The organism is Amycolatopsis sp. NPDC006131 (assembly GCF_040614175.1).
Lineage (GTDB): Bacteria > Actinomycetota > Actinomycetes > Mycobacteriales > Pseudonocardiaceae > Amycolatopsis_E > Amycolatopsis_E tucumanensis.
Genome location: NZ_JBEXTX010000061.1, coordinates 12,872 through 35,536 on the forward strand (window position 1 = coordinate 12,872; position 22,665 = coordinate 35,536).

The 22,665-nt window shown below is 72.5% G+C and carries 19 protein-coding genes; 7 read left to right on the forward strand and 12 right to left on the reverse strand.

The window, feature by feature from the left end; all coding sequences use genetic code 11:
* Positions 1-33: 33 nt before the first annotated feature.
* The 3 genes from ABZ215_RS27080 to ABZ215_RS27090 are packed head-to-tail and all read right to left on the reverse strand — an operon-like array spanning position 34 to position 2,340.
* Positions 34-1,479, reverse strand: a complete 1,446-nt coding sequence (locus ABZ215_RS27080; protein WP_354952597.1) for a PH domain-containing protein — start codon at positions 1,477-1,479, stop codon at positions 34-36.
* Entirely contained in the window at positions 1,476-1,967 is a 492-nt protein-coding gene (locus ABZ215_RS27085) for a PH domain-containing protein (protein ID WP_235716256.1), read from the reverse strand. Before ABZ215_RS27085 ends, ABZ215_RS27080 begins: the two co-directional genes overlap by 4 nt.
* A 16-nt stretch (positions 1,968-1,983) precedes the next feature.
* Positions 1,984-2,340, reverse strand: coding sequence for a metalloregulator ArsR/SmtB family transcription factor (locus ABZ215_RS27090; RefSeq protein WP_020421587.1), 357 nt, complete (start codon positions 2,338-2,340; stop codon positions 1,984-1,986).
* A gap of 71 nt (positions 2,341-2,411) precedes the next feature.
* On the opposite strand from ABZ215_RS27090, the gene ABZ215_RS27095 reads away from it, so the two are divergent.
* Positions 2,412-4,211, forward strand: a complete 1,800-nt coding sequence (locus tag ABZ215_RS27095) for a heavy metal translocating P-type ATPase (protein WP_354952633.1) — start codon at positions 2,412-2,414, stop codon at positions 4,209-4,211.
* Between the two features lie 21 nt (positions 4,212-4,232).
* Complete coding sequence (locus ABZ215_RS27100; protein ID WP_354952635.1) at positions 4,233-5,669, forward strand: aminotransferase class V-fold PLP-dependent enzyme; 1,437 nt, start codon at positions 4,233-4,235, stop codon at positions 5,667-5,669.
* Here the strand turns inward: ABZ215_RS27100 and ABZ215_RS27105 are convergent.
* Together ABZ215_RS27105 and ABZ215_RS27110 are read right to left on the reverse strand one after the other, a co-directional pair.
* The gene (locus ABZ215_RS27105; RefSeq protein WP_237339187.1) at positions 5,654-6,220 is read right to left on the reverse strand and encodes a TetR/AcrR family transcriptional regulator; all 567 of its coding nucleotides are present in this window, start codon (positions 6,218-6,220) and stop codon (positions 5,654-5,656) included. The two genes, ABZ215_RS27100 and ABZ215_RS27105, sit on opposite strands and share 16 nt — an antisense overlap.
* Complete coding sequence (locus ABZ215_RS27110; RefSeq protein ID WP_354952599.1) at positions 6,193-7,002, reverse strand: SGNH/GDSL hydrolase family protein; 810 nt, start codon at positions 7,000-7,002, stop codon at positions 6,193-6,195. Before ABZ215_RS27110 ends, ABZ215_RS27105 begins: the two co-directional genes overlap by 28 nt.
* 142 nt (positions 7,003-7,144) lie before the next feature.
* Here ABZ215_RS27110 and ABZ215_RS27115 point away from each other — a divergent pair, with 142 nt between their 5' ends.
* Both ABZ215_RS27115 and ABZ215_RS27120 read left to right on the forward strand, forming a co-directional pair.
* Positions 7,145-7,888 (forward strand): SDR family NAD(P)-dependent oxidoreductase, encoded by a 744-nt coding sequence (locus ABZ215_RS27115; RefSeq protein WP_354952637.1) that lies wholly within the window; start codon positions 7,145-7,147, stop codon positions 7,886-7,888.
* On the forward strand, positions 7,882-8,805 hold the full coding sequence (locus ABZ215_RS27120) for an RNA polymerase sigma-70 factor (RefSeq protein ID WP_354952601.1): 924 nt from the start codon (positions 7,882-7,884) through the stop codon (positions 8,803-8,805). Before ABZ215_RS27115 ends, ABZ215_RS27120 begins: the two co-directional genes overlap by 7 nt.
* 43 nt (positions 8,806-8,848) lie before the next feature.
* On the opposite strand, the gene ABZ215_RS27125 is transcribed toward ABZ215_RS27120, so the two are convergent.
* The 5 genes from ABZ215_RS27125 to ABZ215_RS27145 form a co-directional block, all read right to left on the reverse strand.
* The gene (locus tag ABZ215_RS27125; RefSeq protein ID WP_354952603.1) at positions 8,849-10,417 is read right to left on the reverse strand and encodes a beta-N-acetylhexosaminidase; all 1,569 of its coding nucleotides are present in this window, start codon (positions 10,415-10,417) and stop codon (positions 8,849-8,851) included.
* A 242-nt stretch (positions 10,418-10,659) separates the two neighbouring features.
* Positions 10,660-12,537, reverse strand: a complete 1,878-nt coding sequence (locus tag ABZ215_RS27130; protein ID WP_354952639.1) for a propionyl-CoA synthetase — start codon at positions 12,535-12,537, stop codon at positions 10,660-10,662.
* Positions 12,538-13,878: 1,341 nt separating this feature from the next.
* The gene (locus tag ABZ215_RS27135; protein ID WP_237339182.1) at positions 13,879-14,241 is read right to left on the reverse strand and encodes a hypothetical protein; all 363 of its coding nucleotides are present in this window, start codon (positions 14,239-14,241) and stop codon (positions 13,879-13,881) included.
* A 4-nt stretch (positions 14,242-14,245) separates the two neighbouring features.
* Positions 14,246-15,958, reverse strand: a complete 1,713-nt coding sequence (locus ABZ215_RS27140) for a hypothetical protein (protein WP_354952605.1) — start codon at positions 15,956-15,958, stop codon at positions 14,246-14,248.
* Positions 15,955-16,623, reverse strand: a complete 669-nt coding sequence (locus ABZ215_RS27145; protein WP_354952607.1) for a hypothetical protein — start codon at positions 16,621-16,623, stop codon at positions 15,955-15,957. The genes ABZ215_RS27140 and ABZ215_RS27145 overlap by 4 nt, the downstream gene beginning before the upstream one ends.
* 90 nt (positions 16,624-16,713) lie before the next feature.
* Between ABZ215_RS27145 and ABZ215_RS27150 the strand changes: the two genes are divergently transcribed.
* Entirely contained in the window at positions 16,714-17,220 is a 507-nt protein-coding gene (locus tag ABZ215_RS27150) for a hypothetical protein (RefSeq protein WP_354952609.1), read from the forward strand.
* A 109-nt stretch (positions 17,221-17,329) separates the two neighbouring features.
* A complete protein-coding gene (locus tag ABZ215_RS27155; RefSeq protein ID WP_354952611.1) occupies positions 17,330-19,054 on the forward strand; it encodes a serine/threonine-protein kinase in 1,725 nt (574 codons plus the stop codon).
* A 524-nt stretch (positions 19,055-19,578) separates the two neighbouring features.
* On the opposite strand, the gene ABZ215_RS27160 is transcribed toward ABZ215_RS27155, so the two are convergent.
* Both ABZ215_RS27160 and ABZ215_RS27165 read right to left on the reverse strand, forming a co-directional pair.
* The gene (locus tag ABZ215_RS27160; RefSeq protein WP_354952613.1) at positions 19,579-20,226 is read right to left on the reverse strand and encodes a class I SAM-dependent methyltransferase; all 648 of its coding nucleotides are present in this window, start codon (positions 20,224-20,226) and stop codon (positions 19,579-19,581) included.
* Positions 20,223-21,770, reverse strand: a complete 1,548-nt coding sequence (locus ABZ215_RS27165) for a phospholipid carrier-dependent glycosyltransferase (RefSeq protein WP_354952615.1) — start codon at positions 21,768-21,770, stop codon at positions 20,223-20,225. Before ABZ215_RS27165 ends, ABZ215_RS27160 begins: the two co-directional genes overlap by 4 nt.
* A gap of 64 nt (positions 21,771-21,834) precedes the next feature.
* Between ABZ215_RS27165 and rsmI the strand changes: the two genes are divergently transcribed.
* Positions 21,835-22,662: a 16S rRNA (cytidine(1402)-2'-O)-methyltransferase gene (gene rsmI / locus ABZ215_RS27170; protein ID WP_354952617.1), complete on the forward strand. Its 828-nt coding sequence runs from the start codon at positions 21,835-21,837 to the stop codon at positions 22,660-22,662.
* The last annotated feature ends 3 nt before the right edge of the window (positions 22,663-22,665 follow it).

Below are 22,665 nucleotides of genomic sequence, written 5' to 3' on the forward strand. Positions count from 1 at the left end.
CGGTGCACCGGTCGATCGCCGGTCGGGTTGTCCCTACCGCCGGACCAGGAACGGCTCCAGCAGACCGGGTTCCGCGGCGTCGGCGAGCGCGATGGCTTCCGCGGCCGGGACGTCGACGCCGGTGTAGTGCTGACGCCCGGCGGCCGTGGTCGCGGTCAGCGAGATCAGCCCGGCCCGCCGCTGGAAGAACGACCGGTGGAACACCCAGCCGATCACACCCTCGGTCGCGAGCACCTGCCGCCGCCGCACCAGGCTGCCCTGCCGGAACACCAGTTTGCCGCCGCTCAAGGCGTGCCCCAGGTTGCGGTAGCGGTCCTCGGCCAGCAACGCGCCGATCGGGAACAGCGCCAGCGCGACCTGCCACAGCCACGACGGCCAGTCCGCGAACCACCACAACAGCGCGCACAGCCCGGTCACGGCCGCCGCGAACAGGAACGCCCGCGTGTGCCGTCGCAGGTGGGCGCGCGGACCGTGCTGGACCAGTTCGGCAGTGGCGGCCGCCGGATCTTCGAGGACATCGCCGGCCACGCGGTGCGCCACCGCGCGCGGGGCGGGCGGCAGCAGCACGGAACCGCTGTGCTCGCCACGCAACCCGGTGGTGATCGCCGAGCAGCGTGCGCCCCGGGCGGCGCGCAGCAGCAGCGGTTCGCTGATCTCGGCCCCGCGCAGGCGGCGCAGCTCGATCGTGGTCTGGCGGGTGGTCAGCAGGCCGCGCGTCACGCGCAGCGTGCCTTCGCCGCGGGCCAGCCGGAAGTTCCAGAACGCCAGCACGTACGCGATCACCGACAGCACGGACACCAGCACGACGGTCAGCACCAGCAGCACGATCACGATGAGCCACGCCGGAGTCGACGCGACCCGGCCGACGAGCGACTGCAGCATCCCGAAGTCGTCCTCGTCGATGCGCACCTCGTTGAACAGGTTGGCCAGCGAGCCGACGACCACACCGATCGCGGCGATGCCGGACAGCGTGAACGGCCCGAACCGCACCCAGGCCGGCCGCAGTTCGGCCAGCACGTCCACCAGGCCCTCGGTCTGCTCGGTGCGGCGGTGCAGCAGCTCTTCGCGCAACCGTGCGGCATCCGCGGTCGCCAGCGAGTCCAGCGTGACGCCCATCGCGCCCTGCCAGTCGCCGCGGCCGGTGCCGATCACGACCCGGCTCAGCCCGAGGATCCTTTGCAGCGGACGGGAAGTGAGGTCGACCGTCCGGATCCGGTCGCGTGGCACGGACAGTTCCTTGCGGCTGAGCAGCCCGCGCCGCACGCGTACGTGCTCGGCGGTGATCTGGTAGGTCGTGGTGAACCAGCGCAGCAGCCCGGCCGCGATCGCCAGCCCGAGACCGACGAGGCTCCAGATCTGGCCCTGGCCGCCGCGGCCGATGAACAGCACGCCGATCAGCACCGGCAGCAGCCGCACGACCTCCTGCACCGGGTGGACCGCGAGCATGCGCGCGCTGAGCCGCTGCCAGTCGTCGCTCACGTCGCGTCCCCCGGCGTGGCCTGCGTCTGCGTGGCGAGCTCCTGGGTCAGCCGCTGCGCGACCTCGATGTCGAGGCCGTGGATCTGGACCGGTCCGCGCGCCGAGGCCGTCGTCACGGTCAGGTTCGCCAGCCCGAACAACCGCTCCAGCGGGCCGCGTTCGGTGTCGACGGTCTGGATCCGGGACACCGGCGCGATGCGGCGCTCCTGGTTGATCCAGCCGGACTGCGTGTAGACGACCTGGGGCGTGGTCTCCCAGCGGTGCACGCGGAAGCGCCACTGCGGCATGACGGCGAGGTGCGCGATCGCCACCACCGCGGTCACGGCGAGCGCGACGACCAGCGGGAACCAGCCGGTCAGCCCCAGCCACACGCCCTCGCCGGCGAGCACGACGACCCAGCCGATCGCCGCACGCGTGGCCCAGAACAGCACGGCCTTTCGGCTGACCAGGTTCGCGGGCGGCCGCAGATCCACCACGGGATTCGTCACGCCACCACTTTGCCAGTCAGGCGGTGGTGCTGTCCGGAACTCCGAGCCGGAGGTGCTCGATGTGGTAGACGGCCTCGTCGAGCAGTTGGGCGACGTGGTTGTCGTAGAGGCTGTAGACGATGCTGCGGCCCGAGCGCTGCCCGGTGACCAGGCCGAGGTTGCGCAGCAGCCGGAGCTGGTGGCTGACCGCGGACTGCTCCATGCCGACCGCCTCGGCCAGCTCGCCGACCGCGCACGGCCCCTGCCGCAGCCGGGAGAGCATCAGCAGGCGGCTGGGGGTGGCCAGAGCCTGCAGGGTGGCGGCGACGGTCGCCGCGCTCTGCGCGTCCAGCGACGCTGCCCGCCTGTCCTTGCTGTCGACTCCGTGACCCACGAGACGATTCTAGTCGAAGAACACATGTAGACGTCTTCATGTGTTCGGGTATGCTTCGGCACGTGGTGCAAATGATCGACAGAGCGGCCGCGGTCCGTCCCGCGCGCCGGCTGCTGCTGCCCGAGGTCCGGTGGGCGCTGGCCGCGCTGGTGTTGTTCCTGGCCGGGCTCGCGGCCGACCTCGGTGGCGGCCCCGCCTGGCTGTACTGGGCCCTCTACCTGGGCTGTTACGCCGCGGGCGGGTGGGAGCCGCTGCTGGCGGGGCTGCGGGCGCTGCGCGAGCGGACGCTGGACGTCGACCTGCTGATGGTCGTGGCCGCCGTCGGCGCCGCGGCGATCGGGCAGGTCCTCGACGGCGGCCTGCTGATCGTCATCTTCGCGACCTCCGGCGCGCTGGAGGCCGTCGCCACGCAACGCACCGCGGATTCGGTGCGCAGCCTCCTCGACCTGACCGGCGAGGCGGACAGCTACGAAGTGGGCGACGAGTTCGTGGTCCGGCCGGGGGAGCGCATCGGCGGGGACGGCGTCGTGCTGGACGGCGCGAGCGAGGTGGACCAGTCGTCGATCACCGGCGAGTCGATGCCGGTGCCGAAGGCCGTCGGCGACGAGGTGTTCGCGGGCACCCTGAACGGCACCGGCGTGCTGCGGGTGCGGGTCACGCGCGACTCCTCGGACACGGTGCTGGCGCGGATCGTCGCGATGGTCGAGGAGGCGTCGGCGACCAAGGCGAAGACCCAGCTGTTCATCGAGAAGATCGAGCAGCGGTACTCGGTCGGCGTGGTGGTGGCGACGCTGGCGTTGTTCCTGGTGCCGCTGGTTTTCGGCGCCGGCCTGCAGGAAACGCTGCTGCGCGCCATGACGTTCATGATCGTCGCCTCGCCGTGCGCGGTGGTGCTCGCGACCATGCCGCCGCTGCTGTCCGCCATCGCCAACGCCGGGCGGCACGGTGTGCTGGTCAAGTCGGCCGTGGTGCTCGAACGGCTCGGCACGACGGAGCGCGTCGCGTTCGACAAGACCGGCACCCTGACCGAGGGGTCGCCGCGCGTGGTCGAGGTCCGTCCACTCGGGATGTCCGAAAAGGATGTTTTGCGCCTCGCGGCCGCTGCGGAGCAGGCGAGTGAGCACCCGCTGGGGCGGGCGATCGTCGCGGCCGCGGACCGGGTGCCGCCGGCGCGGGACTTCCGCGCCGAGCCCGGCCGGGGCGTGCACGCGGTGGTCGACGGGCGGCAGGTGTTCGTCGGCCGGGACGACAGCGAGGCGGTGCGCGAGGCCGAGGCGGACGGGCGGACCGCGGTGCTGGTCCGGGTGGACGGCGAACCGGCGGGCGTGCTCGGGCTCGCCGACCACGTGCGCCCGGACGCGCGCGCCGCCGTGACCGCGCTGAGCTGGGCTTCCCCCGTGCTGCTGACCGGGGACAACCCGCGGGCGGCGGCGCGGGTGGCGGACGAGGTCGGCATCACCGACGTGCGGGCCGGGCTGCTGCCGCAGGACAAGGTCGCCGCCGTCCGGGAGCTCGGCGAGCGGGTCCTGCTGGTCGGCGACGGCGTCAACGACGCGCCCGCCCTGGCCGCGGCCAACACCGGCATCGCGATGGGACGAGCCGGATCGGACCTGGCGCTGGAGACCGCCGACGCGGTCGTCGTGCGGGACGAGCTGACGGCGATCCCCGCGGTCGTCGCACTGGCCCGCCGCGCGCGGCGGCTGGTGCTCGCCAACCTCGCGATCGCGGGCGGGTTCATCGTCGGGCTGGTGCTCTGGGACCTGTTCGGCGAGCTGCCGCTGCCGCTCGGCGTCGCCGGTCACGAGGGCTCGACGGTGCTGGTGGCGCTCAACGGCCTGCGGTTGCTGCGCGAAAAGGCGTGGCGCGGTTGACTCGGGGACATGACGGGGCACATGACACCGGAGGAGTTCCGGCGCTACGGCAAGCAGGTCGTCGACTGGGTGGCCGACTACCTGAGCACGATCGAGGACCGGCCGGTGCGCTCGCCGCTCGCGCCGGGGGAGGTGCGCGACCGGCTGGCGGCGCACCCGCCGGAGCGGGGTGAGCCGTTCGAGGACCTCCTCGGCGACCTGGACCGCGTGATCCTGCCGGGCATCACCCACTGGCAGCACCCGGACTTCTTCGCCTACTTCCCGGCCAACGCGTCCGGCCCGGCGATCCTCGGTGACCTGCTGTCCAGCGGCCTCGGCGTGCAGGGGATGGTGTGGGCGACGAGCCCGGCGTGCACCGAGCTGGAGACCGTCGTGGTCGACTGGCTCGCCGAGCTGCTCGGGCTGCCCGCCGAGTTCCGCACCGACGGCGCGGGTGGCGGGGTCATCCAGGACTCGGCGTCGAGCGCGGCGCTGGTGGCGTTGCTCGCCGCGCTGCACCGGGCGAGCGGCGGGAAGATCCGCGACCACGGCGTGACGGGCACCTACCGGATCTACGTCTCCACCGAGACGCACTCGTCACTGCAGCGGGCCGGCCGCATCGCGGGTCTCGGTGGGGAGAACGTCCGGATGGTGCCGGTGGATCCGGTGACGCTCGCGATGGACGTCGCCGAGCTGCGGCGCATGATCGCCGAGGACGTGGCCGGGGGCGTGGTCCCGGCGCTGGTCTGCGCGACGATCGGGACGACGTCCACCACGGCGATCGACCCGGTCGCGGAGATCGGTGCGGTGTGCCGCGAGGCCGGGGTGTGGCTGCACGTGGACGCGGCATACGCCGGATCGGCCGCGGTGTGCCCGGAGCTGCGGTGGATCAACGACGGCGTGGCCGAGTACGCGGACTCGTACGCGACCAACCCGCACAAGTGGCTGCTCACCAACTTCGACTGCGGTGTGCTGTGGGTGCGGGACCGGCGGCCGATGATCGACGCGTTGTCGATCCTGCCGGAGTACCTGCGCAACACGGCGACGGAGTCGGGCGAGGTGATCGACTACCGGGACTGGCAGGTCCCGCTCGGGCGGCGGTTCCGCGCGCTGAAGCTGTGGTCGGTGATCCGCTGGTACGGCGCGGAGGGGCTGCGCGCGCACATCCGGAACTGCGTCGAACTGGCCGCGCGGTTCGCCCGCCTGATCGACGCCGACGACGGGTTCGAGCTGCACCCGGGGCACCCGTTCGGGCTGGTGTGCTTCCGGCCCCGGTGGCCTGCGTCCGTTCCCGACCCGGACACGGAGACCCTCGCCGCGATGGAACGGCTCAACGCGTCGGGCGAGCTGTTCCTGAGCCACACCAAGGTGAACGGGCACGTGCTGCTGCGGCTCGCGGTCGGCTCACCGGCCACCCGCGCCGAGCACGTGGAGGCGGCGTACCGGCGGATCGCCGCCGCGTGTCAGGAGCGGAGGTAGGTGTTGAGCGTGACGGCCAGCGTCTGCTCGACGTCGGAGGACTCGGCGGCCGACGGCAACCCGCCGCGCAGCCACAGCGCGGCGAGCCCGTGCAGCGACGCCCACAGCGACGCGGCGAGCGGACGCGAAGCGGTGCCCCGCCGCCAGCCGACCGCCTGCGCTTGAGTCACCAGGTCCAGGAACTGCTCGAACACCGCGCTGGACAGGCGGGCCAGCGCGGGTTCGCGCACGTCGATCAGGTCCGGCCGGAACATCAGCTCGAACATGGCCGGGTTCGCCAGCGCGAAGTCGAGGTAGCGGCGGCACGCCGTCAGCAGCCGTTGCTGCGGGTTGCCCTCCGGCAGGGCGGCCGCGCGGTCGTGCAGCTCCGCGAACCCGGACGCGGCGACCGCGGCGAGCAGTTCGGCCCGCCCGGCGAAGTGCCGCAGCGGCGCGCCGTGCGAAACGCCCGCCTCACGTGCGATCCGTCGCAGGGTGACGGCCTCGACACCCTCGCTGGTCAGGACGGCGACGGCGCTGTCGATCAGGCGCTGCCGGGGATCGTTTTCCACGACGCCAGCTCGTCGGCGATGACGGGGAGCAGATCGGGGCGCTTCGGCGCGAAACCGTCGCCGGGCGACCGGCCGGTGAACCAGTTGCGGGTGCGGGTGACCATCACCGGCAGGACCTCGCGCCACACCCAGCCGGCGTGCGCGCGCAGGCCGGGGCGCACCGGGTCGCCGGGCAGCGGCTCCAGCCAGGCCGGGTCGTAGTCGACGCCGAGGGTCGTGAGCAGGTGCGCGGCCAGGCGGCGGTGGCCGTACTCGGACAGGTGCAGCCGGTCCGGGCCGAAGTAGCGCAGGTCGTGCACGGCTTCCTCGCCCCACAGGTCGACCACCTCGGCGCCGTGTTTCGCCGCGGACGCGTGGATCGCCTCGTTGAGGGCTTCCAGGCGGTGGCGGATGCGCAGCAGGCCGGGCACGCGGCCGGAGACGTCGCTGAGCGTGAAGACGACGACGGTGGGCGCGGCGCGGGTGAGCATGCGGATGGCCGCGTCCACCCGCTTCGCGACGACCTCGGCGCGGTAGGTGCGGGTCATGACGTCGTTCGCGCCGCCGAAGAGCGTGACGAGGTCGGGCTTGAGGTCCAGTGCCGCGGGGATCTGCTCGACGATGATCTGGTCGAGGCGGCGGCCGCGGACGGCCAGGTTGGCGTACCGGAAGGCGGGGTCGTGCTGGGCCAGCGTGGCCGCGGCCAGATCGGCCCAGCCCCGGTAGATGTTGGTGCCCGGGTACGGGTCGTGCAGGCCTTCCGCGCAACTGTCGCCGAGGGCGACGAACCTCTGATAGCCCATTCAGCTCTCCGACATCCGGTGTTCACCTGGTAGACACCTGTGTACCAAGATCTGTAGACGCTGTCTACTCGGCCGGATGTCACAGGGGGAGCGGCTGTCTCGTCTCGGGTGCCGAACACCCACCCGGAACGAGGAGCTGATGATGGGCGAACAGCAGAAGGTCGCGCTGGTCACCGGAGCGAACAAGGGGATCGGGCGTGGCGTGGCCGAACAACTGGCCGCGCTCGGCATGACCGTCCTGGTCGGTGGCCGCGACCCGCGGCGCGCCGAGGAGGCCGCCGCGGCGGTCGGCGGCCACGCGATCACCTTGGACGTCACCGACGCGGCCGGGGTGCGGCGGGCCGCGCGGCAGATCGAAGACCGCTTCGGGCGGCTCGACGTGCTGGTCAACAACGCCGGGATCACCGGATCCGGGCAGGTCGACCCGGCGGATGCGCGCGACCAGATCCCGAGCACGGTCGACCTGGACATGGTCCGTGCGGTGTTCGAGACCAACGTGTTCGGCGTGATCGCGGTGACCAACGCGGTGCTGCCGCTGCTGCGGCGGTCACCGGCGCCGCGCATCGTCAACGTCAGCAGCCACGCCGCCTCGCTGACCCTGACCAGCGACCCGGACGGCCCCTTCGCGGCGCTGCTGCCGTCCGCGGCGTACAGCCCGTCCAAGACCGCCCTGTGTGCGCTGACCGTCCAGTACGCCAACGAGCTGCGCAAGGACGGTGTCCTGGTCAACGCGGTCGCTCCCGGGTTCGTGGACACGGACAGCAACAACCACACCGGGTTCCTGACCGTCGCGCAGGGCGCCGCGGTCGTGGTGCGGCTGGCCACGCTCGGCCCGGACGGGCCGACGGCCGGGTTCTTCGCCGAGGACGGGCCGGTGCCGTGGTAGACCGGGGCGTGATGGACCGGGCCGAGGAGTTCCAGGAGCTGCGGCCGCTGCTGTTCTCCATCGCCTACCGGCTGCTGGGCAGCGTGAGCGAAGCCGAGGACGCGGTGCAGGAGACCTGGCTGCGCTTCGCGACGTCGCCGACCCGGCCGGAGTCGGTCAAGGCGTTCCTGTCCGCGACGGTGAGCCGGGTCGCGATCGACGTGTTGCGCTCGGCCCGGGTCCGGCGGGAGGAGTACGTCGGGCCGTGGTTCCCGGAGCCGCTGCTGGCCGATCCGTACGAGGACCCGCAGCGCGCGGCGGAGCTGGCCGACTCGTTGTCGATGGCGGCGCTGCTCCTGCTGGAGCGGCTCAGCCCGCTGGAGCGCGCGGTCTTCGTGCTGCGCGAGGTGTTCGGGTTCGGCTTCCCCGAGATCGCCTCCGCCGTGGGGCGTTCGGAGGCGGCGTGCCGTCAGCTCGCGGTGCGGGCCCGGCGGCACGTCGATGCCGGCCGCCCCCGGTTCGAGGCCGACCGGGCCAAGCGGGACGAGCTCGCCGGGCGGTTCCTCGACGCGTTCCGGAACGGGGACGTCGGCGCGCTGACCTCGCTGCTGGCCGCCGACGTGCAGATGATCGGCGACGCCGGCGGCAAGGCGCCGCAGTGGGCGGAGCGGTTCACCGGGGCGGGCGCGGTGGCCGGCGTGCTGGCGACGCTCATGCCGATGTTCGCGCGGATCGGCGCCCAGGTGTCCGTCCACCCGGTCAACGGCCAGCCGGGCGCGATCTTCCGGGACCGCGACGGCGGGCTGATCAGCATCTGGGCGTTCGACATCGCCGACGGAGTGGTCCAGACGATCCGCACCGTCAACAACCCGGACAAGCTCGGGCACCTGGCGCCCGTGGCGGACGCGTGGGCTGCCCTCCGGGAAGCCGGGAACTGACCGCGGGCCCGGCGCGGGGGACGCGCCGGGCCCACGGCCCTGCTCACGGCCAGTCGACCTGCGGGGAGCGGTAGAAGTCGATCCCCTGGATCTCCCACCGCGGCGCCTGCTGCGCCAGCCGCTCGCGGTAGCCGTTCCAGTCGTGGGTCGACTTCGGCGACCACCCGATCTCCGCGATGCCGGGCAGCCGCGGGAAGGCCATGAACTCGATGTCGTCGCTGTCGGTCAGGGTCTCCGACCACAAGGGCGCCTCGACACCCGCTACGGACGCCTCGCCGACGCCCTGCACCGCCGTCGACGGGTCCCAGTCGTAGGCGTCGGCGACCTCGACGTACCCGGCCCAGTGCAGGCCGAGCGGGCTGTTCTCGTTGTACTGCATGTCGAGGTAGGCCTTGTTGGCCGGGGAAACCACGATCTTGTTGCCCGCCGCGGCGGCCGCCGCCGTGTCCGCGTCGACGCCGTCGGTGTCCCAGAACTGCGGCACCGCGGACACCGGCGGATCGGCCTTCGCGATCTCGTGCCAGCCCTGCGCCAGCTTGCCGTGCTTGGCGACGATCGGGAGCACCTGGCCCATGAACTTCTGGTAGTCCTCGGGGGTCGTGGCGTGGGCCTCGTCCCCGCCGATGTGCAGGTAGCGGCCCGGGGTCAGTGCGGCGAGCTCGCCGATCACGTCGTCGAGGAACTTGTAGGTGATGTCCTTGTCCACGCACAGCGAGCTGAACCCGACCTCGATGCCGGTGTACAGCGGCGGCGCGACGCCGTCGCAGTTCAGCTCCGCGTACGAGGCCAGCGCGGCGTTGGTGTGGCCCGGCATGTCGATCTCCGGGATCACCGTGATGTGCCGGGACGCGGCGTAGGCCACCAGGTCCTTGTACTGCTCCTGCGTGTAGTAGCCGCCCGGGCCGCCGCCGACCTCGGTGCTGCCGCCGTACGTCGCCAGGCGCGGCCAGCTCTTGATCTCGATCCGCCAGCCCTGGTCGTCCGACAGGTGCAGGTGCAGCCGGTTGACCTTGTACTGCGCGATCTGGTCGATGTAGCGCTTGACCTCGTCGACGGTGAAGAAGTGCCGTGCGACGTCGAGCATCGCGCCGCGATAGGCGAAGCGCGGGTAGTCCACGATCTTCCCGCCCGGCACGGTCCACGGGCCGCGCGCCACCTGCCGCGACTCGACCTGCGCGGGCAGCAGTTGACGCAGCGTCTGCACGCCGGCGAACAGGCCGTCGCCGCTGTTCGCGCGCAGCGTGACGCCCTTCTTCGTCACCGTGAGCTGGTAGCCCTGGTCGCCGACCCGCGCGGTCGGGCCGAGCTCCAGCGCGATGGACGGCGCCGAGGTGCGCTCGACGACCGGCAGGCGGTACCCGGTCGACGGGCGGAGCAGGCCGGCGAGGTAGTCGGCGACCTGACGGGCGCCGCGATCGGCCTCGATCGCGGTGGCCGGGGTCAGCCGGAAGTCGGCCTTGGGGTCGGCGATCGCCGACACCGGAGCGGGGATCACGTCCGCCAGGGCGCGGGTGCTCGGCGCGGTGGCGGGTTCGCTGGCGAGTGCGGGCTGGGTGAGGGCGGTCAGCGCGAGCGCGGTGGCGCCGAGCAGGCCGGCCAGGGATCTGCGCATGGGTCACTCTCCGCGGGGATCGGGAGCGGGTCCCCTAAAGGTATAGACCAGTGTTCCGGCGCGCGCAATGCCCCGGTTGCCGTCGCACTGCTCCGGCCGGGTGAACCGCCGCGTTCGACTCGTTCGGGTGGCGATTCCCCGGCCGGACAGTGCTTTCTGTCGGTGCTCGGGTCTAGCTTGTCGGTGTGAACATCAACGCCCTGCCGAACGTCCTCATCCGTCTCAAGTGGACTCTTTCGCGGTCAGTCCTCCCGCAGCACCGCGCGCAGCTTGTCGAGCACCGAAGGATCTTCGATGGTCGACGGCACCGGTTCGTCCCGGCCTTCCGCGAGTCCGCGCATGGTCTTGCGGAGGATCTTGCCCGATCGCGTCTTCGGCAGCGCGTCCACAACGGACACTTGCCGGAACGCCGCCACGGGGCCGATGTCCCGCCGGACGGCCGCGATCAGCTCCGCCTTCAGCGTTTCCTCGTCGACGTCCACACCGGACTTGAGCACCACCAGCCCGCGCGGCAGCTGGCCCTTGAGCGAGTCGTGCACGCCGATCACCGCGCACTCGGCGACCGCCGGGTGCGCCGCCAGCACGGCCTCCATCGACCCGGTCGACAACCGGTGACCGGCCACGTTGATGACGTCGTCGGTGCGGCCCATGACGAACAGGTACCCGTCCTCGTCGAAGTAGCCCGAGTCGCCGGTGAGGTAGTAGCCCTCGTAGCGCGACAGGTACGCCTCCACGTAGCGCTCGTCGTCGCCCCACAGCGTGGGCAGGGTGCCCGGCGGCATCGGGAGTTTGATGCAGATGGCGCCTTCCTGCCCGGCAGGCAGGGGGTCGCCGGCCTGGTCCAGGATCCGCACGTCGTAGCCGGACACCGGGACGGTGGCCGAGCCCGGTTTCACCGGCATCGGTTCCAGGCCGCGCGGGTTCGCCGCGATCGGCCAGCCGGTCTCGGTCTGCCACCAGTGGTCGATCACCGGCACGCCCAGCTTGTCGGCGGCCCAGTTCAGGGTCTCCGGGTCGAGCCGCTCACCGGCCATGAACAGGGTGCGGAACGACGACAGGTCGTACTTCGCGAGCTCGGTCGCGTCCGGGTCGACGCGCTTGATCGCCCGCAGCGCGGTCGGAGCGGTGAACAGGGCCTTCACCTTGTGCTCGCTGATGACGCGCCAGAAGGCGCCGGCGTCCGGGGTGCCGACCGGCTTGCCCTCGTACATCACGGTCGTGGCGCCGATCAGCAGTGGCGCGTAGACGATGTAGGAGTGGCCGACCACCCAGCCGACGTCGGAGGCGGTCCACCAGATGTCGCCGGGCTGGATGTCGTAGACCGCGTGCATCGAGTAGGCCAGCGCGACCGCGTGGCCGCCCGCGTCGCGCACGACGCCCTTCGGTTTCCCGGTGGTGCCGGAGGTGTAGAGGATGTAGAGCGGGTCGGTAGCCGCGACCGGCACCGGATCGACCGGGCTCGCCCCGGCGACCAGTTCCCGCCAGTCGACGTCCCGTTCGCCGAGCGTCGCCTGCGCCGCGTCGCGTTGCAGCACCACGACCTTGTCCGGCTGATGGGTGGTGGCGGCGAGGGCCTCGTCGATGATCGGCTTGTACTCGACCACGCGGTTCGGCTCGATGCCACAGGACGCGGCGACGATCACCTTCGGCTTGGCGTCCTCAATGCGGGCGGCCAGTTCCTTGGGCGCGAAGCCGCCGAACACCACGGAGTGCACGGCGCCGATCCGGGCGCACGCGAGCATCGCCACGGCGGCCTCGGGAACCATCGGCAGGTAGACGATGACGCGGTCGCCCTTGCCGACGCCGAGGGACCGCAGGGCCCCCGCGAACAGAGCGACTTCGTCCCGCAGCTGGGCGTAGGTGAAGGTCCGCTTGCCCCCAGTGACCGGGGAGTCCCAGATCAGGGCGGGCTGCTCCCCACGCCCACGTTCGACGTGCCGGTCGAGAGCGTTGTAGGCGGTGTTGAGCTCCCCGTCCGGGAACCAGCGGAACAAGGGAGCCCGCGAAGAGTCCAACGCCCGCGACGGCTCACGAGTCCAATCGATGGCCTTCGCCGCCGCGAGCCAGAACCCTTCCGGATCAGTAAGGCTGCGCTGGTGTTCCTCCACGTGACGGCCCATGGGGCAGACCTCCTCGTCGTCGAGCTCGTGCCCCACATCATGACGCAATCCCCGCCCCCTGACCGCCCCCGCGCCACTAGGCCGCCTCGCCGCCCCACGCCGCTCCGCCGCCCGACCACCCTGCGCCGCCCGACCACCCTGCGCCGCCCGGCCGTTCCATGCGGTCCGGCCGCTCTGCGTCGCCCGGCCACCTCGCCGCTCCGCCGCCCGGCCGCTCCACGCGGTCCGGCCGCCCCGCGCCACCTGGCCACCTCGCCGCTCCGCGCCGCCCGGCCGTTCCACGCGGTCCGACCGCTCTGCGTCGCTCCACGCGGTCCGGCCGCTCTGCGTCGCCCGGCCACCTCGCCGCTCCGCCGCCCGGCCGCTCCATGCGGTCCGACCGCCCCCACGCCACTCGGCCGCCTCGCCGCCCTGCGCCGCGCCGCTCCACGCGGTCCGACCGCCCCGCGCCGCCCGGCCACCTCGCCGCTCCGCGCCACCCGGCCGCTCCGCGCGGTCCGACGGCCCCGCGCCGCCCTCCAAACCCCCACGTGCCCACCGCGGCCCCTGGTGCGCCCGCGCGCGCACCGCCGCGCGGCCCCAGCGCTGGGCTCAGCCGCCACCGGCGCCCTGAATCACCAACCCGCCGCGCTCAGCCACCGACCGCGCTCAGCCACTGCCCAGCGCGCAGCCGCCACCTGCCGTGCGCTGCACCCGCTCACGCCCTGCCGTCCCGCAGCCACTTGCCGCGCCCAACCATCGCTCGCCGCGGCTCGTTAAGACTGCGCTCTTGTGCAGCTGCGGCCCGCCGCGCATCGACTGCCGCCTTTGCCGGGCCAACCACACCACGCACCCAGCGTGCCGCAGCGCGCAGTCACTGCGGGTCGTGCGCTACCACCACTGCTGCCCGTCGCCTTGCAGTCGCCGCCTTGCCGCGCCCGACCGTCGCCCGCCGCGCGTCACCACTGCCCGCCGCGGCTCGCCGCCTTGCCGCGCCCGACCGTCGCCCGCCGCGCGTCGCCACTGCCCGCCGCGGCTCGTTACGGCCGCGCCCGACCGTCGCCCGCCGCGCGTCACCACTGCCCGCCGCGGCTCGTTACGGCCGCGCCCCTGTGCAGCTACGGCCCGCCGCGGTTGATCGCCACTTTGCCGCGCCAGCCGTCGCCGCTCTCGGTTCGCTACCGCTGAACCCTTGGGCCAGCGGTCCGCCGCGTGTCTGATCGCCGTCTCGCCGCGCCGGGTCAAGTTTTTCGCGCGCAGCTCGCAACCACCACGCACTTGTGAAGCTGCGGCACACCCGCCCCCGGCACCCCGAACCCCCGTAGGCAGGCCAGGCACGAGAAACCCAAGAACCCTGACGAGTCAGAAAGCCCCGATGAGCTCCGAAACATGTCCACCGATCTGCGCCACCGTCCCGCTCACCTCGGACGCCTGGGACAGCAGAGCCTTCACCTTCTCCCAGCGGGTGCGGACCACCTCGGGCTCCACGTCCTCGGCCGTGTCCGGGTCCTGGGCCTTCCGCGCGTCTTCCAGCAGACCGGCCAAGTTCCGGTCCAGCGCCTTCCGGTCGGCGACCTCCAGCGCGGCTGTCTCGGCACGCAGCTGCTCCAGCAACGTGACCAGCGGCGCCTGCTGCTGGTTGATGTTCGCGCCGCTCATGGAGCCGCTGTTCGTTCCCGTGTTGATCGGGCCGAAGTTCCCGCCGCTGATGTTGATGCCGGTCATGTGCTCAGTCCCCCTTGGCCGTCTGCACGTTCGCGCCGTCCATCGAACCGGTGTTGGCGCCGGTGTTGATGGGGGCGTAGTTGTCGCCGTGGATGGTGATCTCCTTGTGGATCACGGTCGCGGCCTGGCGCTCGAAGCTCGCGGGCGAATAGCCGCAGTCGCGCAGGATGCGGCTTATCGCGGGCATCAGCCTGCTGTGCAGGATCTTCTCGTAGCGCTCCACGTCGACCAGCTGAAAATAGCTGTCCACGTCCTCGGCGGCCGCCATCTCGCGCAACGTCCGCAGCGAGCCGTAGGCGTCCGGGTTGATCAGGCCGCGGTCCTGCCGCAGCGGCTGGATCCACTCCAGCGTGTGCTTGGCGCGACCCCAGATCGTCACCGGCAACCGCAACAACCGCAGCAGCGCCTGCCCGATCGGCGCGGCCACCCCGGCAGGCAGCTTGTCCACCGCGCGGTACCGGTCCCGCACCGGCGGCAGCACGCACGGCGTCCACTCCAGGTACAGGGTGCTGGCGTCGACGGCCGCGTGCAGGTAGCTGGACATCACCAGGTCCCGGTCCCACGTCTCGACCTGGAAGCACAGGTAGTAGCGCGCCCACTCACGCGGCTGCCGGCGCAGCGCCGCCACCTCGCCCGGCGGCAGGTACCGCTCCGGCGCCCGGTCCAGGCCCCGCAGGTACACCACCGACTCCGGCTGGTAAACGTGGTCGATCAGCTCCGCCGACGACGCGAACACCGCCTCCCGGATCGACAGCTCACGCAACCGCCGGTCCGGCGACAGCGACTCGCTCTCCTGCAGCACAGCCATCGCCGCGCGGACCCGCTCGTACAGCAACGGCGTGGTCAGCTCGTCGAACGGCGTGCCGTCCGGCTTGTGGTCCTCCGGGAGTCGGTCCAGCGGCAACGCCATCGACCAGGACTCCCGGTGCGACCCGGCGCCGACGAACGGGTTGTAGCCGCGGTGCACGAACAACGGCACCGCGCCCTGCGGGCTCTCTTCGGCGTCCCGGTAGCGGTGCAGCTGCCGCACGAACCGCGGCGGGCACAGGCCGAGCAGCGGGCGCTCGGTGGTGAACGGGTCGGCGGGCGGCCGGTTGCGGGCGCGGTAGCCGAACCGGTCGACGAGCAGCGACCGCACCACCAGCCGGTCGGTCACCAGGATGGCGAACATCAGCACGACCAGCGCGATCGAGACGTAGAACCAGACCTCCTCGTCGCCGGCCGGCGGACCGTAGTAGTAGTCCCCGTAGTAGCCGCCGGTGAAGTCCTCGGTGGCCTCCGGATCGATCGCGCCGAGCAAGTAGATCAGCAGACCGGCCAGCGCGAACGTGCCGAGCACGACGACGATCGCCGCCTTGAGCGCCACGTTGATCGCCCTGCGCCAGATCGACGGGATCACCAGCGCCACCGCGAGCGCGAGCCACGTGAACAGCAACAGGCTCGGGCCCGAGGCCCAGACGAACAAGCCGAACAACACCGCCAGGATGCCGTCGCGCAGCTTGCGGCGGCCCCGCGAGGCGATCGCCTCCACCAGCACCCGCGCCGGGTCGAACCCTGGCGAGTGCGGCAGCGGGCGGGTCGGCTCGGTGAGGAACTCGCGGATCGCGCGGTCGGCGTATCCGGAGTCGAGGTGCGCGGCGGCGCACGGGTACCGCGTCGTGTCGTCCTGGGGCCGCACCTGGTGCGGGACGGTCCAGGCGGTCATCGTTCCGGTCACGGGATCGCGTTCTCCGTCATGGCGGTGAGGATCGGGACCATCTCGGGCCAGTCGGCGGCCTTCGACGAGGCGTACACGAAGTACTCGGTGCCGGAGGCGCGCCAGTACTCGGCCTTCACGTGCCGCCTGCCCTCCGGCGCGGTCCACTCGAACTCCCACACGATCGCCTCGTACCCGCGGAGTGTCGTCTGTGCGAGCTCCACCCGGGAGTAGCCGGGCCGGGCGGCGGCGAAGTCGCTTTCGGCCTCGAGGTGGGACTCCATGATCGAAGCGTTCGGCACGGCCGAGCCGCCGTAGCGGACGAAGCGGGAGCTGTCGGCGGGATCAGTGGCCTGCACGCTGCCCGCGGACTGGGTCGGCGCGACGGTCCAGCCCTCCGGGATGACCGTGCGGATCCCGGCCGGGCCGGTCACCTCGCTCCCCGGCGGCGCCGGACTGCTCGTCGTCGTCGTGGTGGTCGTCGTCGAGGTGCGGCGGCTGCTCGACGCGCTCGTGGTCGTCGCGGCCGAGCTCGACGTGGCCGTGGCCAGCTGGGTGGTCCCGCCGTCACCGCTGTCGCGGACGAGCAGCAGCGCGGTGCCGACCGCGCCGAGCACGACGAGGTTCGCCACACCCGCGAGCAGCGCCAGACGCGCCGAGCTCGGCTGGCCCCCAGGAGGCGGCATCACTGTCCCCTCGTCAACCGCTCGTGCAGAAGTGAGCACTGAGGGTAGCATCGAGCGTCCCGCCCGGGTTACTCCTTTTGGGAGATTCACGTGACCGAACAGACCGACCCGATGTCCGCTGTTCAAGTGCTCGAACAGCAGCTCGCCGCGGCTCCGGCGGACCTGGACCTGCGTCTACGGCTCGCGCACGCGCTCGAAGCGCTGACCGTGTCCGCACGCAGCGTGACCAGAGAGGGGCTGCCCGTGGTGACATCGGCGCGCCAGCGCGAGCTGTGCGCGTGGGCGGCCCGCCGCATTCTCGAACTGAAGGTGCCCGACGCCCGGCTCACCACCGGCGCGCAGGCCCTGCTGGCCGAGCTCGACGCGGGACGGCGGTGGGTGTGGCACGGCCAGGGACAGGTCGCCATCGCCGCGGTGGTGGTGCTGGGCCTGGTCGCGGTCGTGCTGGGCGGGCTGGCCGGCGTCGTCGCGGTCGTCGTCGCCGGCGCGGTGCTCAGCAGCGTCCTGCTGTCGGTGCTGGTCCTGCGCTTCCGGCGGGAGCGGTGGCGCGTCGAGGCGGAGCGGCTGGCACCGGTCATCTGGCGGCCCGGCATCTGAGAAGTCTCACTCCGCAGGGCGACCGCAACCCGCCCGTCCCCTGCCGCGTCCAAGGTGCGAATAGGGTGGGAGACCGGAAGAAGACCCCGAACACGAAGGGACCCGGGCGGTGAACGCGTTCGCGGACTGGCTGCTGTCCCTCGCGCATGCCCTGTTCAACCCGGGGTTCTGCCCCGGTGACTGGGTGTGGGCCACGGTGGCCGCGGGGGCGCTGACCGCGTTGTTCCCGGTGGCCGGCGCGGTCCTCGTCGCGCTCATGCGGAAGTTCACCGGCAACCGGTACGACACGGGCACGATCGCGGCCATCGGCGTGATCGCGTTCGTGTTCTCGTTCGGGCTGCCGTGGATGGCGTTCAACGGCATCTCGGGCATCTACCGAGCCGCCGCCGAGGGCACCTCGTCGCTGTCGAAGGCCGACCTGGCGACCCTGAACCGCGAGTACTGCTCGTTCATCGGCACGCAGAGCAAGTACCTCGGCGGTGGGCAGAACATCTTCGAGACGATCTTCTACCCCTCCGGCAACGTGCTCGCCTACGGCTACTACCTGGGCGCGCTCGTCGGGCTGCCGCTGCTCGCGCTGCTGTTCATGATCCTGCATGCGCGCACCGCGATGCGCCGCGGACCGAAGTGGCCGGGCCGCCTGCTGTGGGTCGGGTTCGTGATGTTCGTGGTGTTCTCGGTGGGCGTCTCGGCCAACGCGGGCGTGTTCCTGTGGCTCGGGTTCATCCCGATCGCGATGCTCGGGATCATCCCGATCGCCCTGGTCGGGCCGCCGCCGTGGTCGGTCATCAACAAGCCGGAACGGCCGCGCCCGGAACCGCGGCGCGAGCCCCCGCCGCAGGTGCCGCCGCCTCCGCCACCGCCGGAGCAGCAGCCGCCGAAGCAGTACGCGCCGACGGCCGTCGCGCCCGCAGCGCAGGAGCTCGCCGCGGCGCCCGGCCCGGTCCCGCTGCCGCCGGGGTCGACGGCCAACGGCGGCGGCCGGTACCGGCGGATCAAGCGCCTCGGCCACGGTGGGTTCGGCACGGTGTGGCAGGCTGTGGACAACCAGCTGGGCCGCACGGTCGCGCTGAAGATCGCCCACGCGCCGGACCGGGACACCGAGGAGCGCATGCGCCGCGAGGCCAGGGCGCTCGCGATGGTCGACCACCCGAACTGCGTGCGGGTCTACGACCTGGTCGAGGAGCCGGACGGGCTCGCGCTGGTCATGGAGTACCTGGAGGGCCAGTCGCTGGCCACCGCGGTGGACACGATGGGGCCCCTGGACGACGTCGCGGCGGGCCGCCTCTGGGCGACGATGGCAGGCGCGCTGGCGGCGGCGCACGAGAAGGGCGTCCTGCACCGCGATGTGAAGCCGTCGAACGTGATCCTGGACCCGCAGGGCATGCCGCACCTGATCGACTTCGGCATCGCCCGCAGCCGCGGCGACTCGACGATGACAGCGACCGGGATGATGATCGGCACACCCGACTTCGTCGCCCCGGAGCAGGCCGCGGGCGCGGCGGCCTCCCCGGCCTCGGACGCGTGGCAGCTGGCGGCGACGGTGAGCTACGCGCTGTCCGGCTACCCGCCGCGGGGCACCCGCGAGACGCCGATGGCGGCCCTGATGGCGGCGGCGCGCGCCGAGCCCGTCTCGAAGCTGCCGCAGCGCTCCGCGCACGCCCGGCTGCTGATCGCCTCGCTCGACAACGAACCCCGCCGCCGCCCGACGCTGCACACGGTGGTGCGTGAGGTGGAGGGCTTCCTGTCGCGGTCGGGCAAGTCGATGGACGGGCCGGTGACGCGGATCGTGCCACGGCACGGCGGTGCCACGCGGGCGATGCCGCCGCGCTGACGCCGTGGTCGGTGGCGGGTTGCGGTGGGTGGTGCGCTTGCGGCCGAGAGGATTGCTTGCGGGTGTTCCCGGACGGGCCGGTGAGGTGGGTCGTGCCGCGTCGGGCGGTGCCACGCGGGCGATGCCGCCGCGCTGACGCTGCGGTCGGTGGCGGGTTGCGGTGGGTGGTGCGCTTGCGGCCGAGAGGATTGCTTGCGGGTATTCCCGGACGGGCCGGTGACGCGGATCGTGCCGCCCATGGCGGTACCACGCGGGCGATGCCGCCGCGCTGAGGCCGTGGTCGGTGGTGGGGAGCGGTGGGTGGTGCGCTTGCGGCCCCGCACGAGTGCCTGGGGGCTGGACGGGCGGTGGGGCGGGTCGTGCCGCGTCGCGGTGGTGCGATGCCGCCGCGCTGACCCCACGGTTTGTTCCACGGGATGGGGCGTAGGGGCGTTTCCGGCCAAGGGGATTGCCTGCGGGGGCTTCTGCGCGGGCCAGCGCGGCGGATCGTGCTGCGTCGCGGTGGTGCGCCAGCGCGCTGCCCGCTAACGGTGGGGCAGCGCGGAACGCCGGGCGGTTCGCTTCCGGCCCAGCAGGATCGCCTGCGGGTGCTTCGCGCCTTCCAGTTCGACGCGGGCCGCGATGTCGAAGCCTGCCCGCTTCAGGAGTTTCGCGACGTGGTCGGGCGGCAGCAGGTACGCGTCGTAGTCCACCGGGTGGCCGTAGGCCGTCTTGGGCTGCAGCTGGGCGTTCCCGGCGTGGAAGCCGATCAGCACGTGGCCCTCGGGCGCCAGCGTGCGGGCGAAGCCGGCGAACACCGTCGGCAGCACGGCGGGCGGGACGTGGAAGATTGACCACCATGCGACGATCCCGCCGAGCGACCCGTCCGGCACGTCGAGCGCCGTCATCGAGCCCACCTCGAACCGCAGCCGCGGGTACGACCGGCGGGCGATCTCGACCATCCCGGGTGACAAGTCGACGCCAAACGCTTGCGTGCCGAGTTCCGCGAGGTGCGCCGTCACGTGGCCGGGTCCGCAGCCGACGTCGGCGACCGGTCCGGTGACCAGCTCGGCGAAGGCGCTCAGCATCCCGCGGCCCACCGCGTCCGCCGCGAACCGCGGGCGGACGAACTCGGCGTAGTCCTCCGCGACCCGGTCGTACGACTCCCGGGCGCGGTCCAGGTACCCGGTCATCGCCAGGACGGCAGCCAGAGCTCCGCCTGCCACCGGGCGTTGCTGATCGGGTCGCCGTTCAGGATCGGCCACAGCCACGCGAAGTTCGCGACCACCAGGCCGACGTACAGCGCCACCACCAGCAGCCCCGTCCCACGGCGTTCGAACCCGCGCCGCGCGCTGCCCAGGATCTGCCCCAGCGCGAGCGTCAGCCCGAGCACCAGGAACGGCGCCATCGGCGTCGCGTAGAAGAAGTACATCTGCCGGTCGATGTTCGTGAACCACGGCAGGAACCCGGCGAGGTAGCCGACCAGCACGGCGGCGTAGCGCCAGTCGAACCGGAACAGCCACCGCCACAGGCCCCACCCGAGCATCGGGATCGCGAGCCACCACATCGCGGGCGTGCCGATCAGCATCGTCGCCCGGATGCAGTCCGACGCGCCGCACGTGCCGTTGCCCGACTCGTAGTAGTAGAGCATCGGGCGCAGGCCCATCGGCCACGTCCACGGCTTCGACTCCCACGGGTGCGGGTCGTCCTTCGGCGTGACCAGGCTTTCGTGGAAGTGCAGCACGTTCATCGAGTAGTCGCCCAGCGACCGCAACGCGGGCGGCACCCAGCTCCAGAACCCGGGGTCGATGCCCTGCAGCTCGGTGTAGTGCCGGTCGGTCCCGGACTCGCTCGCGAACCACGCCCACCAGCTCGCCAGGTACATCAGCGCGGGGATGGCGACGATCGCCCACAACGCGGGCAGCACGTCCCGGCGCAGCGTCCCGACCCACGGCCGCGGCACCCCCGCCGCCCGGCGCGCGGCCACGTCGAACCCGACGCACAGCAGCCCGAAGAACGCCATGTAGTACAGGCCCGACCACTTCACCGCGAAGGTCAGGCCGAGGCACACCCCGGCCGCGAACCGCCACCAGCGGAAGCCCAGCCGCGGCCCCCACGGCGACTCGTCCGCCCAGCCCTCGGCGACCGCCACCGCCAGCCGCTGCCGCACCTGGTCGCGGTCGCACAGCAGGCACGCGAACGCGGACAGCGCGAACAGGGCGATGAAGATGTCCAGCATCCCCATCCTGGCCTGCAGGAACAGCACCCCGTCGCAGATCACGAGTATCCCGGCGATGCCGCCGAGCAGCGTCGAGCGGGTCAGCCGCCGCGCGATGCGGATGGTGAGCAGCACGATGATCGTGCCCGCCACGGCCGCGCTGAAGCGCCAGCCCCAGCCGTTGTACCCGAACATCCACTCGCCGAGCGCGATGAGCTGCTTGGCCAGCGGCGGGTGCACCACCAGCTCGTAGCCCGCGTTGTCCTCGAACCCGCCGTTGCGCAGCATCTGCCACGCCTGCGGCACGTAGTGCTTCTCGTCGAAGACCGGGGTGCCCTTGTCGGTGGGGGAGCCGAGGTTCTGGAAGCGGGTGACCGCCGCGACCAGCGTCAGGACGATCGTGACCACCCAGCCGCGCAGCCGGTCGGCCGGCATCGGCCGTCCGAGGAGGGTGGCGGCACGGTCCGTCGGCGGGCGGAGGTGGTCCACCTGGTCCGGTCGCGTCAGCAGAGCGGTCACGGGGGTGATCCTAGGGACCCACGGGTGAACTCGGAGTTCCCGCGCGGCTAATAGGGTGAAGGCCATGCCACTCGTCCTCGCCGCGACCCCCCTCGGTGACTCCCGCGACGCTTCGCCGCGCCTGGTCGCCGCACTGGCCGAGGCGGACGTGATCGCCGCCGAGGACACCCGTCGGCTGCGGTCGCTGGCCACCGCGCTGGACGTGACGCCGGGCGGGCGGGTGGTCAGCTTCTACGAGGACGTCGAGACGTCCCGGCTGCCGAAGCTGCTGGAGGCGCTGCGGGCCGGGGAGACCGTCGTGCTGGTCACCGACGCCGGCATGCCCAGCGTGTCCGATCCGGGGTACCGCCTGGTCGCGGCGTGCGTCGAGGAGGACCTGCCGGTCACCTGCCTGCCCGGGCCCTCGGCGGTGACGACCGCGCTGGCGCTGTCCGGGCTGCCCAGCGACCGGTTCTGCTTCGAGGGCTTCGCGCCGCGCAAGCCGGGTGAGAAGGGCCGCTGGTTCCGGGAGCTGGCGACCGAGCCGCGGACGGTCGTGTTCTTCGAGTCGCCGCACCGGCTGGCCGCGACGCTGACCGAAGCGGCCGCCGCGCTGGGTGACGAGCGGCGGGCGGCGGTGTGCCGGGAGCTGACGAAGACGTACGAGGAGGTCCGGCGCGGCACACTGCCCGAGCTGGCGGCCTGGGCGGCGGACGGCGTGCGCGGCGAGATCACGGTGGTGCTGGAGGGCGCCCGGCCGCGGGCGGTGTCGGTGACGGACCTGGTGGCGGAGGTGTCGGCACGCGTGGCGGCCGGTGAGCGGCTCAAGTCCGCGGCGGCCGAGGTCGCCGAGGCGACCGGGGTATCGAAGAAGGAGCTGTACGACGCGGTGCTGGCGGCGCGGCGCGCCTGAGCG